Annotated in this window: 11 protein-coding genes and 1 pseudogene; 10 read left to right on the forward strand and 2 right to left on the reverse strand. The window is 60.3% G+C overall.

Translation table 11 applies throughout. The features are described 5' to 3' along the window. The 3 genes from ACFWW2_RS19100 to ACFWW2_RS19110 are packed head-to-tail and all read left to right on the forward strand — an operon-like array spanning position 1 to position 3,146. On the forward strand, positions 1-972 hold the full coding sequence (locus ACFWW2_RS19100; RefSeq protein ID WP_393930720.1) for a C45 family autoproteolytic acyltransferase/hydolase: 972 nt from the start codon (positions 1-3) through the stop codon (positions 970-972). Between the two features lie 10 nt (positions 973-982). Beyond that, complete coding sequence (locus tag ACFWW2_RS19105; protein ID WP_393930722.1) at positions 983-2,308, forward strand: aspartate aminotransferase family protein; 1,326 nt, start codon at positions 983-985, stop codon at positions 2,306-2,308. Between the two features lie 10 nt (positions 2,309-2,318). Then, positions 2,319-3,146, forward strand: a complete 828-nt coding sequence (locus ACFWW2_RS19110; protein WP_393930724.1) for a 3-keto-5-aminohexanoate cleavage protein — start codon at positions 2,319-2,321, stop codon at positions 3,144-3,146. A gap of 2 nt (positions 3,147-3,148) precedes the next feature. On the opposite strand, the gene ACFWW2_RS19115 is transcribed toward ACFWW2_RS19110, so the two are convergent. Both ACFWW2_RS19115 and ACFWW2_RS19120 read right to left on the reverse strand, forming a co-directional pair. After that, on the reverse strand, positions 3,149-6,268 hold the full coding sequence (locus ACFWW2_RS19115; protein ID WP_393930726.1) for an efflux RND transporter permease subunit: 3,120 nt from the start codon (positions 6,266-6,268) through the stop codon (positions 3,149-3,151). Continuing rightward, positions 6,265-7,404, reverse strand: a complete 1,140-nt coding sequence (locus tag ACFWW2_RS19120) for an efflux RND transporter periplasmic adaptor subunit (protein ID WP_393930728.1) — start codon at positions 7,402-7,404, stop codon at positions 6,265-6,267. Before ACFWW2_RS19120 ends, ACFWW2_RS19115 begins: the two co-directional genes overlap by 4 nt. Positions 7,405-7,628: 224 nt before the next feature. On the opposite strand from ACFWW2_RS19120, the gene ACFWW2_RS19125 reads away from it, so the two are divergent. From ACFWW2_RS19125 to ACFWW2_RS19155, 7 genes and pseudogenes are all read left to right on the forward strand, one after another. Further along, entirely contained in the window at positions 7,629-8,759 is a 1,131-nt protein-coding gene (locus ACFWW2_RS19125) for an MHYT domain-containing protein (RefSeq protein ID WP_393930730.1), read from the forward strand. A gap of 176 nt (positions 8,760-8,935) precedes the next feature. Beyond that, positions 8,936-9,790 carry an FAD binding domain-containing protein gene (locus tag ACFWW2_RS19130; RefSeq protein ID WP_393930732.1) on the forward strand — a complete coding sequence of 285 codons (855 nt, stop codon included), beginning with the start codon at positions 8,936-8,938 and terminating at the stop codon, positions 9,788-9,790. A gap of 11 nt (positions 9,791-9,801) precedes the next feature. Then, on the forward strand, positions 9,802-10,293 hold the full coding sequence (locus ACFWW2_RS19135; protein ID WP_393930734.1) for a (2Fe-2S)-binding protein: 492 nt from the start codon (positions 9,802-9,804) through the stop codon (positions 10,291-10,293). After that, on the forward strand, positions 10,290-12,704 hold the full coding sequence (locus tag ACFWW2_RS19140; RefSeq protein ID WP_393930736.1) for an aerobic carbon-monoxide dehydrogenase large subunit: 2,415 nt from the start codon (positions 10,290-10,292) through the stop codon (positions 12,702-12,704). The genes ACFWW2_RS19135 and ACFWW2_RS19140 overlap by 4 nt, the downstream gene beginning before the upstream one ends. Positions 12,705-12,746: 42 nt before the next feature. Next, positions 12,747-13,616 carry an AAA family ATPase gene (locus ACFWW2_RS19145; protein WP_393930738.1) on the forward strand — a complete coding sequence of 290 codons (870 nt, stop codon included), beginning with the start codon at positions 12,747-12,749 and terminating at the stop codon, positions 13,614-13,616. Continuing rightward, positions 13,613-14,796: pseudogene (locus tag ACFWW2_RS19150) on the forward strand (vWA domain-containing protein). The gene ACFWW2_RS19145 and the pseudogene ACFWW2_RS19150 overlap by 4 nt, the downstream one beginning before the upstream one ends. After that, positions 14,793-15,617, forward strand: a complete 825-nt coding sequence (locus ACFWW2_RS19155) for an XdhC family protein (RefSeq protein WP_393930740.1) — start codon at positions 14,793-14,795, stop codon at positions 15,615-15,617. Before ACFWW2_RS19150 ends, ACFWW2_RS19155 begins: the two are co-directional and overlap by 4 nt. Positions 15,618-15,694 lie beyond the last annotated feature (77 nt).

A 15,694-nucleotide genomic window follows, 5' to 3' on the forward strand; every position in this document is an offset into this window, starting at 1 on the left:
ATGCTTTGGCGCGCCCTCAGCGAAGATTTGCCCGGCCCGAAATGGGCCGGGCTTTTCGCCGAATACTGGCCGGATTACAAACGCTGGTGGCTGAAAGAGGGCGACGCGGCGCGCGCGAGCTATCTGGAAAGCAGACGCGCGCTGACCGAGCATATGCCAGAGATCATACCGCTGTATGAAGAGCTGTGTGATCTGGCGGGTGGCGGTGATCAGGCGGCGCGGTTTCTGAGCTTTTATTGCCCGCCGCCTTATCTGTCAGGCTGCAGTCAGGCGATCTGGCCGGGGGAAGAGCCGGTGCTGGTCCGCAATTATGACTATAATCCGAACGCATTCGACAGCCTGATCCTGCGCACGAAATGGCAGGGCAGGCGTGTGATGGGCACGTCTGACGGGCTGTGGGGGCTGGTCGATGGCATGAACGATGCGGGGCTCGCGATATCGCTGACCTTTGGCGGCAGGCGTGTGGTTGGCGATGGTTTCGGCGTGCCGCTGATTATCCGCTATGTGCTGCAGACCTGCGAGACGACTGAAGAGGCGGGCGAGGTGCTGGCGCGGGTGCCCACGCATATGAGCTATAACGTCACCGTGCTGGACGCCAAGCGCAAGTATCTGACCGCGATGATGGCCCCCGACCGGCCTGCCGTCATCACCCATGCCGCCGTGGCGACCAACCATCAGGAAAACGTGGAATGGATCAGCCATGCCCGGTTTACCGCCACGGTCGAACGCGAACGGTTCCTGTTGCAGCGCCTGACCCTGCACCGCGATCCCGAGGAAAAGTTTATCGGTGCTTTCCTGCGTCCGCCGCTTTATTCGACGGCGTTCGATGCGGGGTTCGGCACGCTTTATACGGCGGTCTATCGCCCGCGCCTGCGGCAGATGGAGGTGCGTTGGCCAGGCACGGTCTGGGCGCTGGGGTTGGATGATTTTCAGGAAGGCGGGCGCCGGGTGCAGATCCCCGGTGCCGCCTGAGGAGGTACGGATGTCGCATATTTTTCCAAGACATACCAAGCAGTTGCCGCCAGTCGCCATGCGCGGCGAAGGCTGTTATCTGTATGATGCAAGCGGCAAGCAGTATCTGGATGCGTCCGGTGGTGCGGCTGTGTCATGCCTTGGCCATGGTGACCGCACGGTCATTGATGCGGTCAAGGCGCAGTTGGACAATCTGGCCTATGCCCATACCGGGTTTTTCACGTCGGAACCTGCCGAAACGCTGGCCGATCTGCTGATCGCCCATGCGCCGGGTGATCTGGACCGGGTTTATCTGGTGTCGGGCGGATCAGAGGCGATGGAAGCAGCGCTGAAACTGGCCCGGCAGTATTTTGTCGAAAAGGGGGAGCCGCAGCGCGGCCGCCTGATCGCCCGCAAGCAAAGCTATCATGGCAATACGATGGGCGCGCTTTCGGCAGGGGGCAATGCCTGGCGGCGCGCGCAGTTCGGTCCGCTGCTGATCGACATGAGCCATATTGATCCGTGCTATGAATACCGGCTGAAGCGCGATGATGAGACGCTGGAAGAGTACGGGTTGCGTGCGGCGAACCTGCTGGAGGAAGAATTGCTGCGCGTCGGACCTGAGAACGTGATGGCCTTTGCGGCCGAGCCGGTTGTCGGTGCGACCGCCGGGGCGCTGACCCCTGCGCCGGGATATTTCAAGCGCATCCGCGAGATTTGCGATCAATATGGTATTCTGCTGATCCTGGATGAGGTCATGTGCGGTATGGGCCGGACGGGCACGTTGTTTGCCTGTGAACAGGATGGGGTTGCCCCCGATATCCTGTGTATCGCCAAAGGGTTGGGTGCGGGGTATCAGCCGATCGGGGCGATGCTGTGCAGTCGCCAGATTTACCAGACGATCGAAGACGGCACCGGATTTTTCCAGCATGGGCATACCTATCTGGGTCATCCGACGGCTGCGGCGGCGGGTGTGGCCGTGGTGAACGCGATGCTGGAGCGTGATCTGATCCCGCGTGTGAAGACCCAAGGCGAGAAGCTGATGGCGGCGTTGCAGGCCGCATTTGGCCAGCATCCCCATGTGGGCGATATCCGGGGCAGGGGCCTGTTTCAGGGGGTCGAACTGGTTGCGGACCGCGAGACCAAGGCGCCGTTCGACCCGTCGCGCAAGATTGCCGCCAGGATCAAGAAGGCGGCGTTTGACGCGGGCATGATCTGTTATCCGATGAGCGGGACAATCGACGGGCAATCCGGTGATCATGTGCTGCTGGCCCCGCCATTCATCATCGAAGACGCCCAGATCGACGAACTGGTGCAAAAGCTGTCCGGCGCGGTTGAGACCGCCCTGAACCCTTGAAGACCTGACCATGACCAAACCTTGTATCATATGTGTGGCCATCACCGGATCAGTCCCGCGGAAAGAGGATAATCCGGCGGTACCGGTCACGATATCAGAGCAGGTGGAATCCACCCATGCCGCGTTCGAGGCCGGGGCTGCGATCTGCCATGCTCATGTGCGTAACGACGACCAGACCCCGTCATCGGACCCCGATAAATTCGCCGCACTGATGGAAGGTGTGCAGAAACATTGCCCGGGCATGATCGTTCAGTTGTCGACCGGGGGCCGGTCGGGTGCGGGCAAGGAACGGGGCGGGATGCTGCCCTTGCGCCCGGATATGGCGTCGCTGTCGGTGGGGTCGAACAATTTTCCGACGCGCGTTTATGAAAACCCGCCTGATCTGGTGGATTGGCTGGCGTCCGAGATGCGCAAATATCAGGTCAAGCCAGAGATCGAGGCGTTCGATCTGTCTCATATCCATCAGGCTGTAGCGATGAACCGGGACGGGCGCATTCCCGGCCAGCTTTATGTGCAGTTCGTGATGGGTGTGAAGAACGCCATGCCGGTCGATAAGGATGTGTTTGATTATTACATCAAGACCGTGAACCGGCTGGCCCCCGATGCGCAATGGTGTGCCGCAGGGGTGGGTGCCGGACAGGTCATGGTCAATGAATGGTCCATCGCGGCGGGCGGGCATACCCGCACCGGGCTGGAAGACAATGTGCGCTGGGACAAGCATACGCTGGCCCCGTCCAATGCCGCCCTTGTCACCCGCGCGGCTGAGATTTGTGCACGTTACGACCGGCCTGTGGCCACACCCGCGCAGGCCCGCGAAATTCTGGGCCTGCGGGCCTGAGGTTATTCGGCGGGCACGGCGACGCCACTGCCGACCGCGCGTTTCGCCCGTTTTTCGCCCAGCATCAGCATGGCAGGCGTGACCAGCAAGGTCAGGACCGTGGCAAAGACCAAACCACCTGCAATGGCGCTGGACAGTTCGGTCCACCATTGGGTGGATGGTGCGCCATAGACGATTTCGCGCGTGAAAAAGTTGATATTCAGCCCGATCACCATCGGCATCAGCCCGAGCGCGGTTGTGACCGACGTCAGAACGACGGGACGCAAACGTTGGGCGCCGGTGCGCAACGCGGCCTCTAGCGGGGACAGGCCCGCATGTTTGAGGTTGTTATAGGTGTCGATCAGCACGATGTTGTTGTTCACCACGATCCCGGCCAGGGCGATGACCCCGATCCCGCCCATGACAACGCCAAAGGGGCGGCCTGTGATCATCAGGCCCAAAAGCACACCCGCGATGGAAAAGATGATCGCCGACATCACAACGAAGGCCTGCCAGAAGCTGTTGAACTGTGTCAGCAGGATCAGGAACATCAGACCGATTGCGGACACGAAGGCCCCGATCAGGAATGTCATCGCTTCGGCCTGTTCTTCGGCCTCGCCGCCGAATTTCACCCGCACGCTGGGCGGCAGGTCCAGATCGTCAATGGCCGACTGCAAGGCGAGGATCTGGTCGTTGGGCAGCATATCCGGGGCCACATCGGCCGAGATCGACACAACCCGCGCCTGATCGATCCGGGTGATGATACCGCTGCGCGGGGCCGGTTCAAAGGACACAAAGTTCGAAATCGGCACAAGCCCGGCATTGGTCGGAACGCGCAGGCTTTCCAGTTCCGCCAATGTCCGGTCGACCGCGGGGAAACGCACGACGATATCAACCTCGCTGTCACTGTCATCGGGGCGATAATCGGCCACTGTGATCCCGCGGGTCAGCAGTTGCACGGCCTGTCCCAGCAGGGCCACATCGGCCCCACTGCGCGCGGCTTCCGAGCGGTCAACAGTAATCTGCCATTCGACGCCGGGGGAGGGGCGGCTTTCGATCACGTCTATGAACCCGCCCAGCCGATCCATCGTGTCGATGATCGTCTGGACGGCGGCCGCCTGTTCTTCCGTATTCTTTGCCAGCACCTCAAGATTGATGGGTTTGCCACCGCCGGGACCGCCGGAATCAGTCTGAACCTGAACATCAATACCGGGAATTTCGGCCATATCGGCGCGGATATCCTCGGCGATCAGCGCGACGGGCCTGCGGGTATCCCACTCGGTCAGTTCCAGTTGCAGAAAACCAATGGCGTCGCCACTTTCAGCAGACCCGCCAGAGCGTGCATAGATGCTGGCAATCTCGGAATATCCGGCCAGTTTCGCCTCGACCTGTCGGACAAGATCATCCTGCTCGTAGACCGAGAAATTGTCTTTCGCCAGCACTTCGACCTGAGCATATTCAGGTTCCACATCCGGAAAAAAGGTCAGTCCGTTTCCCAGGCTGCCATAGGCCACAAAGGACCCGACAAGCGCGATCACCGCAAAGCTTAGCGTAGTACCGGGTCGCAGGATCGACCATTCGAGCAGCCGGATATAGCCACCCATGAAACCGGTCATGCGGCGCGGGTCGCCCCGTTCGGCTGCGTAAAGCTGGGCCTTGGATTTCGCTGACTGGCGCTGGCGTTTACCGATCAGGCCGCCCATGACGGGGATGAAGATCAGTGCCATGAACAGCGATGCGGCAAGTGTGATAATCACGGTGATCGGCAGGAATTTCATGAATTCGCCAACCACGCCTTCCCAGAAGAGCAGGGGGAAAAACACACAAAGCGTCGTCGCCGTCGAGGCGATGATCGGCCATGCCATGCGCTTGGCCGCCATAGCATAGGCCTCTTTCGCATCGTGGCCGTCATGCAGATACCGGTCGGCCAATTCGACCGTCACAATGGCCCCGTCAACCAGCATCCCCACCACAAGGATGAGCGAGAACAGAACCACGATATTCATCGTGAAGCCCATGAAATATAGACCGGCCACGCCGGTCAGGAATGCCCCGGGGATCGCCAGACCGACCAGCAGCGATGACCGCAAGCCAAGGGCATAGACCACAACGATCATCACCAGAATGATGGCGGCGATCACGTTCGCCTCCAGGTCGGACAGCATCGTTTTGACCTGTTCGCTTTCGTCCAACGTGAAACTAACATGCACGCTGTCGGGCCAGTCCACGCGGGCAAGATCAATCACCTCGCGCACTTCGGCGACGGTTTCGATGATGTTCGCCCCGACACGTTTCTTGACCTCAAGCGCTAGCGCTGGCTGTCCGTCGATCCGGGCAAAGCCGGTCGGGTCCTCAAACGTGCGCCGGATCGTGGCCACGTCTGCGAATGTGACAACCGTCTGACCGCGCACCAGCACCGGCAGTTCCATCACGTCTTCCAGGTTTTCGATCAGACCCGGCACCTTCAGCACCAGACGCCCCGCTTCGCTTTCGATGGCTCCGGCGGCGATCAGTTGGTTGTTGCGGGTGATCGAACCGATAATTTCATCGAAGGTGATATTGTAAGTTTCGAACACTGTGGGGTCGATCAGGACCTCCATCAGCTCAGTGCGCTGGCCGCCAATCTCGACCTCCAAAACACCGCCAACCGCCTCAATATCATCTTTGAGTGCATCGGCGAGCGAGTTAAGGGTTCGTTCGGGCACCGGGCCAGACAGGATGACATTCAGGATCGGGAACAGCGCCGTGTTGATCTCTGTCACGGTCAGTTGTGCGTCCTGAGGCAGATCGTTTTCGGCGCGATCAGATGCCTCTCGCACCTTGTCGAGGGCCGCATCGGCGTCGAACCCGGGTTCGAATTCAAGCTGAACAGATGCGTGGCCTTCACTGGCGCGCCCGGTCATGGATTTCAGCCCGGTTAATGACGCAAACTCGGTCTCCATCGGCCTGACCAGCACATCCTCGGAATCCTGTGGCGAAATCCCGTCAAGGCTGGTTGAGACATAGATGATCGGGATCGGGATTTCCGGGTTACTTTCCTTGGGGATCGCCACATAGGAAAACGCCCCGACCGCCAACAGGAAGACCAGCAAAAGCTGGGCCACCTTGCTGCGGCTGAAGGCGGCATCAATCAGGGCCTTCATTGGGTCACCGCGACGGCTTGTTGGGCGGCCGGGCGGGGATCGACAACATCCCCGGCATTCACAAATCCTTGGCCGACGGTGATGATCCGCGTCTCGTCTTCCAGACCGGTCACCCAGATCCCGTCAGGCTGGGCCCGAACAATCATGATCGGGCGGAAAGCGACAGTGTCATCAGGCAATACGGTCTTGATACCCAACTCACCGGTCGGGCTGAGCGACAAAATAGCGGGAGAGATGAAATGGCCCCTTGCCTGCCCGGTCGGAATGACAATCCGGGCGCTGAGACCCGCTGGCATCTGGCTGTCGGGGTTATCCACCGTTACTTCGACCCGGAATGTCCGGGTCTGGCTGTCGGCGTTGCTGCCGATGAAACCTACGGTTCCGGTGCGGATCTCGCCGGTGATGAACGATACCTGCGCCTCTTGCCCCTTTTCCAGCCGCGAAAGGGCTTGCTGCGGCACCTGCACCACAACCGTCAGCGGGTCGTTGTCCAGCACTTCGGCGACGACATCGCCATCATTGACGAATTCGCCGACGTCGAGCGTCATCTCATTCAGGCGGCCGGCAAAGGGGGCGCGAATGATGGTGTTGTCCAACTGTTCCTGCGCAGCTGTCACAGCGGCTTCTGCCGCGACCTTGGCCGCGCGGGTCTGCGTCACCTGGTTTTCGGTGGCAATGCCACGTCCCTGCAGGGTGACGGCACGATCATAATCCTCGGTCGCCTGCACAAGCTGGGCTTGCGCCTGGGCCAATTGTGCCTCGATCGTCCGGGAATCAATGCGCCCCAGTTCCTGTCCGGCGGCGACCAGATCACCCCGCGCCACCAGAACAGAGGTCATCTGCCCCGATGCCTTAGCTTGAATGCCTGTTGACCGGTCCGGGGTCGATTGCCCCTCGGCTGTCAGCACCAGTTCAATGTCCCGGGCGGCAGAGTCGATCACCGCGACGGCCACAGGGCGCACGGTTGGTTCGTCGGTCACCTCATCGGCTGTTTCTGTTGGGATGATATATCCGCTGCCCATCCAGCCGATCAGGGACAGCCCCAGAAATATGGCGATCCATTTTGAAGCACCGGCGCCCTTATCACTCTCAAATCTGAGCTGGCCGGTCAGGTCTGGCGCACTATCCTTCGCCATATTGGTATTCCTTATTGGTTGAGGTGCCAAAGAATATGCACCGCAGACGTAACAACGACGCATACGTAAGGCGGGAACTTGCCAGATTCCAGAGGTTTGAAACGTTTGATTTCGCCCAACCGAAAAATGGTGCGGAATTCTGCCTGCGCCCGATTGACCCAAATCGGCCCTTGCCAAGATACAACTTGGCGTCACCCGCCTTGCTGACTACTGTCGGATACTGAGTGGCGGGTCGGGAGGATGCCAAGCCACCACGTGTCGAGGGGATCTTGCTGGACTACACGCATAACGGCCTGTTTGTCATCGCTTCTTTGGCCATTGCACTGATGGCGGGCTTTGCTGGTTTATCGCTGACACGCGGCGCGTCACGCATGGCACCCACGATGCGCAAGGTTGTGGTCACCGGCTCGGCCATCATTCTGGGCTGGGGCATCTGGTCGATGCATTTTGTTGCAATGCTGGGCCTGCAACTGCCGGTGATGTTTTTCTATGACCCACTGATCACCCTGATCTCGGCATTGATCGCCATTTTGATGACAGGTGCCGCCCTTCTGGTGGTGCATTTCGGGCAGCGGACCTTGCGCAAACGCATTCTGGCCGGTGTGATCCTGGGTATTGGCATTCCGGCCATGCATTACACCGGCATGTCGGGGATGCAGATTTGCCAGCCGGTCTATTCGGCTTTCGGCATCATCGTGGCCTTGGCGGCGTCCATTGGTCTTAGCGTGATGTCCTTTCTGATTTCCTACGGTGAACGACGGGCCAAGAACATTCTGCTTGGAACGCTTGGTTTCGCTGTGGCCGTGTTCGCTGTTCACTTCATCGCCATGGCGGGCACCGGATTTGTTCTTGTCTCGGGTCCAACGCCGACCGGCCCCGCGCTTAGTAATGAATTGCTGGCATTTGGGGTGGCTCTGTCGGTTTTCGTTCTGTCGGGAGCCTTCTTGTTGACCGGCGCGACCTTCGCCGTGGAACAAGCAGCCGAAATAGAACCGACCGTTCCGGGACCGGTGAGTTCCGACATACAGCGCATCCCTTACGAGGCGAACGCAAAGACCCATTTCATAAACACCAGTTCTGTGGCGGCAATCCGGGCCGAGGGCCATTACACTGTTCTTAACGCCGGAGATAACAAGCTGTTCTGCCCGTGGTCGATTACAGAGGCCGAAAACCGGATCGCGAATGAAGCGTTTGTGCGCGCGCATCGCAGCTATCTTTTGAATGCCTCCCATGTGACCAGCTTTGAGCGTAAGAAGGATAATGGCGTATGCTATTTTGAAAACACTCCGTCGCTTGGCAAGGTGCCGGTTGCCCGTTCGCGATTGGCCGAAGTGCGCGAAAAGCTGAATATGTAACGCTGCAGCTGCGAAAGAACGTGCTGCATCTGCGTACGCATTTCGTGCAGGCATCGCGCATTTCATGCAAAAGCGCGCTCCGCTCAGGATGCGGCGCTGGCCAAGTGGCTGCCTCTCCTGCTCGATCTCGTGCAACGCGGCTGCTCTGAAAGCCCGCACAGACAGGGAGGATTTCAATGATACCGGCGGCATTTGAATATCACCGGCCAGACAGCATCAGTGCGGCACTTGCGATCCTGCAGGACCATGGCGACGACGCGCGTGTGCTGGCGGGCGGCCACAGCCTGATCCCGATGATGAAGCTGCGCATGGCCGACATTCCGCATCTGGTCGATCTGCAGGATGTGGCCGATCTGCGCGGGATCAGCGTGCAGGATGGAACCGTCAGCATTGGTGCGATGACAACGCAGGCCGAGTTGATCGCCAGCGCAGACATCGCCAAGGCTGCCCCGATCCTGCATGAGGCCGCGCTGCAGATCGCCGATCCGCAGGTGCGTTACATGGGCACGGTTGGCGGGAATATCGCCAATGGTGATCCGGGTAATGACCTGCCCGGGCTGATGCAGTGTCTGGATGCCAGTTTCACCCTTGTCGGACCGGACGGCGGCCGCGATGTGGCGGCGCGTGAATTCTACGAAGCTGCGTACATGACCGCACGGGAGGATGATGAGATCCTGACGCGGGTCAGTTTCGCTGCAACCGATGCGGGCTATGCCTATGAAAAGCAGAAGCGCAAAATCGGTGATTACGCGACCGCCGCCGCTGCCGTGTTGTTGAAAAAGGACGGCGACAAGGTCTCGTCGGCCTCTGTCGCGATGACTAATCTCAGCGATGTGCCGGTGTTTTCCGAAGCCGCTGGCGCAGCACTGGTTGGCACTGCCTGCGACGCCGAAGCGGTCAAAGCTGCCGTCGCTGCAATGCTGGACGATATCGACCCCAATGAAGACAATCGCGGCCCTGTCGCATTCAAACGTCACGTCGCCGGCGTGATCCTGGGTCGCGCCATCGCGCGCGCCTGGTCGCGCAGTTAAGGAGAAGCAGAATGACAAAGCACCATGTCAAAATGACCGTGAATGGCGAGGACCGGGACATCCTTGTCGAACCGCGCGAATTGCTGATCCACACGCTGCGCGACCAACTTGACCTCAAAGGTCCGCATGTGGGGTGCGAGACATCCCATTGCGGGGCCTGCACCGTCGATCTGGACGGCAAATCGGTCAAGGCCTGCACTATGTTCACTGTGCAGGCCGCAGGCAAGGACATCATCACGATCGAAGGTCTGGGCAACCCTGATGCGCTGCATGTGCTGCAGGAAAGCTTTCGCGAGCATCACGGGCTACAATGCGGTTATTGCACGCCGGGTATGATCACCCGCGCGCATCGGTTGCTGCAGGAAAACCCGAACCCGACCGAGGAAGACGTGCGGTTTGGTCTGTCGGGCAATCTCTGCCGCTGCACCGGCTATCAGAATATCGTCAAATCCGTGCTGGCCGCCGCCAGTGAATTGAACGCAGCCAAGGAGGCGGCCCGATGAAAGACGAAGTCACACGCGACGAACGGGTTGCCAACCTCAAGGGGATGGGCTGCGCCCGCAAACGGGTTGAGGATGCGCGCTTCACCCAAGGCAAGGGCAACTATATCGACGATATCAACCTGCCCGGCATGCTGCATGGCGATTTCGTGCGCTCGCCTTATGCTCATGCCCGCGTGAAATCGATCAATATCGATGCCGCCATGGCGCTGCCCGGTGTGGTGGCCGTGCTGACCGCGAAAGACCTTGAACCGCTGTCGCTGCACTGGATGCCGACACTGGCGGGCGACAAGCAGATGGTGCTGGCCGATGGCAAAGTGCTGTTTCAGGGGCAGGAGGTTGCGTTCGTCGTGGCCAAGGACCGCTATATCGCGGCCGATGCCGTCGAACTGGTCGAGGTGGAATACGAGGAACTGCCGGTTATCGTGGACCCGTTCAAATCGCTGCAAAGCGATGTGGTGTTGCGCGAGGATCTGGAACCGGGTGCCGATGGCGCTCATGGTCCCCGCAAGCACCCCAACCACATCTTCCTGTGGGAAGTCGGCGACAAATCCGCGACCGAGGCTGTGCTGGACGAGGCCGATGTGGTGGCCGAGGAGATGGTCTATTACCACCGCACCCATCCGTGCCCGCTGGAACCCTGCGGGTCCGTCGCCAGCATGGACAAGGTCAATGGCAAGCTGACGCTTTACGGCACGTTCCAGGCGCCGCATGTGGTGCGCACAGTGGCCTCGCTTTTGTCCGGCATCGAAGAGCATAACATCCGCGTCGTCTCGCCCGATATCGGCGGCGGTTTTGGCAACAAGGTCGGGGTTTATCCCGGTTATGTCTGTTCCATCGTCGCCTCCATCGTCACCGGCGTGCCGGTGAAATGGATCGAGGACCGGATGGACAATCTGATGTCCACCGCCTTTGCCCGCGATTACCACATGCATGGCAAGATTTCGGCAACGAAGGACGGCAAGATCACCGGCCTGTGGTGTCACACGACCGCCGACCATGGGGCATTTGACGCCTGTGCGGACCCGACGAAATATCCTGCCGGGTTCATGAGCATCTGCACAGGGTCCTATGACATCCCTGTCGCCTATCTGGGTGTCGATGGGGTCTATACCAACAAGGCCCCCGGGGGCGTTGCCTATCGCTGTTCGTTCCGGGTGACCGAAGCCGCCTATTTCATCGAACGGATGATTGAGGTGCTGGCGATTGAGTTGAACATGGACGCGGCAGAGTTGCGCCGGATCAACTTCATCAAGAAGGATCAGTTCCCCTATAACTCCGCCCTTGGCTGGGAATATGACAGCGGTGATTACCACACCGCATGGGACAAGGCGCTGGAAGCTGTGGATTACAAGGGGCTGCGCGCCGAACAGGCCGAACGGCTTGAGGCGTTCAAACGCGGTGAGACACGCAAGCTGATGGGGATCGGCCTGACCTTCTTTACCGAGATTGTCGGCGCCGGGCCCGTCAAGAATTGCGATATCCTTGGGATGGGCATGTTCGACAGTTGCGAAATCCGCATACACCCCACCGGGTCTGCGATTGCGCGGCTGGGTACGATCAGTCAGGGGCAGGGGCATGCGACGACATTTGCGCAGATCCTTGCATCCGAGATCGGCATCCCGGCCGACAGCATCACGATCGAGGAAGGGGATACAGATACGGCCCCCTATGGTCTGGGCACCTATGGGTCGCGGTCGACGCCCGTCGCGGGTGCTGCCACGGCGCTGGCGGGGCGCAAGATCAGGGCCAAGGCCCAGATGATCGCGGCCTATCTGTTGGAGGTGCATGACGACGATGTGGAGTTCGACGTGGACCGGTTTGTCGTCAAGGGCGCGCCAGAGCGGTTCAAGACGATGAAGGAAATCGCCTATGCGTCCTATAATCAGGCGATCCCGGGCGTCGAACCGGGGCTGGAGGCTGTCAGCTATTACGACCCGCCCAACATGACCTATCCTTTTGGTGCCTATATCTGTGTGATGGATGTGGATGTGGACACCGGTACCACCGATATCCGCCAGTTCTATGCGCTGGATGATTGCGGCACCCGGATCAACCCGATGGTGATCGAAGGCCAGGTCCATGGCGGCCTGACCGAGGCGCTGGCCATCGCGATGGGGCAGGAGATTGCCTATGACGAGATGGGCAACCACAAGACATCGACGCTGATGGATTTCTTTATCCCGACCGCGTGGGAAACGCCGCATTACACCACTGACCACACGGTCACCCCGTCACCGCATCATCCAATCGGGGCAAAGGGTGTTGGTGAAAGCCCGAATGTGGGCGGGGTGCCCGCGTTTTCGAATGCGGTGCATGATGCCTTCCGTCCTTTCGGGTTACGGCAAAGCCACATGCCGCATGATCACTGGCGCATCTGGCAAATCGCAAACGGTCTTGGTTTGCATGACTGAGCAAAGGGTAAGATGGGTTTAAACCCATCTTACGGTGTCGCAATGTCGGATTATGAAACGCTCCAATCTGCCTTGAGCCAGCAGGGCTATATAGCGCCTGATGATCTGGCCATGGCGTTGCATCTGGCGATCACGCTGGGCCGGCCCCTTCTTCTGGAGGGGGCCGCGGGCGTGGGCAAGACTGATATCGCCCGGTCGCTGGCCGCGGCCCGCGACACAAAGCTGATCCGGCTGCAATGCTATGAAGGGTTGGACGCCGCGCAGGCGATTTACGAATGGAACTATCAGCGGCAATTGCTGGCCATTCGCGCATCGGGCGAGACAGGCAAGGCCGTGGAAGATCGGATATTTTCCCGTGAATATCTGCTGGAACGTCCCCTGTTGCAGGCGATCCAGCAGGACGTTCCGCCGGTTTTGCTGATTGACGAGATCGACCGCGCGGATGAAGAGTTTGAGGCGTATCTGCTTGAAATTCTGTCTGAATTCCAGATCACCGTGCCAGAGTTGGGGACAATCACGGCCAAATCCCGCCCGATCGTTATCCTGACGGCTAACGGTACACGCGATCTGTCTGACGCGCTGCGCCGTCGCTGCCTTTATGCGCATGTGGATTATCCCGACAGCAAGACAGAACTGGCGATCCTGCGCGCCCGCTGCCCGGATGTGCAGGCGCAACTGGCTGGGCAGATCGTGGGGTTCGTGCAAGCGCTGCGCAAGGAACAATTGGAAAAGAAACCCGGCGTGGCAGAAATGCTGGATTTCGCGGCTGCGCTGTCGGGGCTGGGGATCAACGATTTGACGGATGATCCGGCGGTGTTGATGGCGACGCTGGCGACATTGCTGAAAACCGAAAGCGACCGGGCGAATGTGCCGCTGGAAGTGGCGGCACGGCTGGCGGGGCGCGCGGCATGACCAAGGTGACACGCTTCGCCGGACGTGACCCGGGGCCGGCCGCAAGGGTGGCTGGTTTCATGGATCATCTGCGCCTGCACGGGTTTCGTCTGGGCGTGTCCGAAACGGCGGCGGCGCTGGCCGCGCTGACGCAGATCAACGCCTGCGACCGGCATATGGTCCGGCTGGCGCTGAAGGCCGTGTGCGCAGGCAATGCGGAGGATATCGCCCGCTTTGACACGCTGTTTGACAGCTATTGGCTGAACCAAGGCCGGGTGCGCGAAAAGATCGTGCCAAGCGAAAGCGGAGCGATCCACCAAAACACAAGGACAACCGCCAAGGGTGACGGGGCGCAGACGGGCGAACGCGGTGTTGCGCAGGCGCCGGACGACAAGGCCAAGGGCGACGCATATGCCGATGGCACAGGCAAACTGGTCGCTGCCGATTTGCGCAACCTGATGAAAAAGGATCTGCGCGAACTGGTGGATGCCGATGATATCCGCGCGGCGGAACAGGTCGCGATCCGGCTGGGGCGTGCCCTGCGCGACCGGCGGTCGCGGCGCAGGAAGGCGGCACGCAAAGGCCGCCAGATTGATTTTCGCCGGACGATCCGTCGGTCGCTTGGCACCGGGGGTGAGCCGTTGCACCTTGCCCATCGGGCGCGCCCGGACCGGCCCGTGAAGATTGTGGCGCTGTGCGATGTGTCCGGGTCCATGATGCTTTATGCACGTCCGTTTCTGGCGTTTCTGGCCGGGCTGATGCGGGCAGACGGGGCGTCGGATGCCTATCTGTTCATACCCGTCTGGTGCGGATTGCCGATGCGCTGCGCGATCCTGATCCGCTGCGGGCGCTGAACCGGGTGACATTGCTGGCCGATGGCATGGGCGGCGGGTCAAAGATCGGGGTCAATCTGCAGAAATTCGCCGGCAGCTATGCGCGCAAATTCGTCAACGGGCGCAGTGTCGTGATCATTCTGTCTGATGGTTATGACAGCGATCCGCCGGCCATTATTGGGGCGGCGTTGGAACAACTGAAAAAGCGGGGCTGCAAGGTGATCTGGTTGAACCCGTTGAAAGGCTGGGCGGATTACGCGCCTATTGCAGGGGGCATGGCAGCGGCTCTGCCGCATCTGGATTTATTCAGCGCTGCGAACACGTTGGACAGCATTGCAGCGCTGGAACATCATCTGGCAAGGCTATGACGATCCACATGACACAGGACAAGATGATCGCTGACGAACTGGCCCGCCGCCAAGCCGCCGGGCAACCGGTGGCGATTGCGACGGTTGTGCGGACCGTATCGTCAACAGCTGCAAAACCGGGCGACAAGGCGCTGCTGGACGAAAACGGCACTCTGATCACCGGGTTTCTGGGGGGCGGTTGCGTGCGTGGCGCTGTGCGGCGTGCCACGCTTGCGGCGATAGCAACCGGTGCGCCGCAACTGGTTTCTCTCAAACCGCAAGAACTGCTGGAGGCGGAGGGGGTTGCCGCGGGAGAGGCGCGTGATGGCGTGACCTATGCCCGCAACGGCTGTCCCAGCCAGGGCGCGCTGGATATCTTTGTCGAACCTGTTCTTCCGCGTCAGCGGCTGGTCATCTGCGGCGGATCTGCCGTGGCCATCGCACTTGCCGAACTGGCCGAGAAGTTCGATTTCCGGCGCACGATCTGTCTGGGCGCGGCTACTGACATGGCACTGCCTGCCGTTGATCAGGTCGCCGACAGCTTTGATGACCCGACCGTCTGGGACGGGACCCCATTCGTCGTGGTGGCCACGCAAGGGCAGGGGGATGCCGCCGCGCTGATGCAGGCACTGTCGGCCCCCACGCGGTTTGTTGCGTTTGTCGGCAGCCGCCGCAAATTCGCGGCCTTGCGTGAAAGGTTGATCGGCGAAGGTGTGGCCGCCGCCGATCTGGACCGTGTCCATGCGCCCGCCGGTCTGCCTATCCATGCGATCACGCCCGAGGAAATCGCGCTGTCCGTTCTGGCACAGATCACATCCTTTCGTCGTAACGCTTTGGTCTAGGTTGAAGAGGAGCCGGCAATTGAATACCGTTCGAAAACTGATCCGCCGACTGGCCCCAAAACTGACGGCCCAGCAGA

This window comes from Yoonia sp. R2-816 (assembly GCF_046762905.1).
Taxonomy (GTDB): Bacteria; Pseudomonadota; Alphaproteobacteria; order Rhodobacterales; family Rhodobacteraceae; genus Yoonia.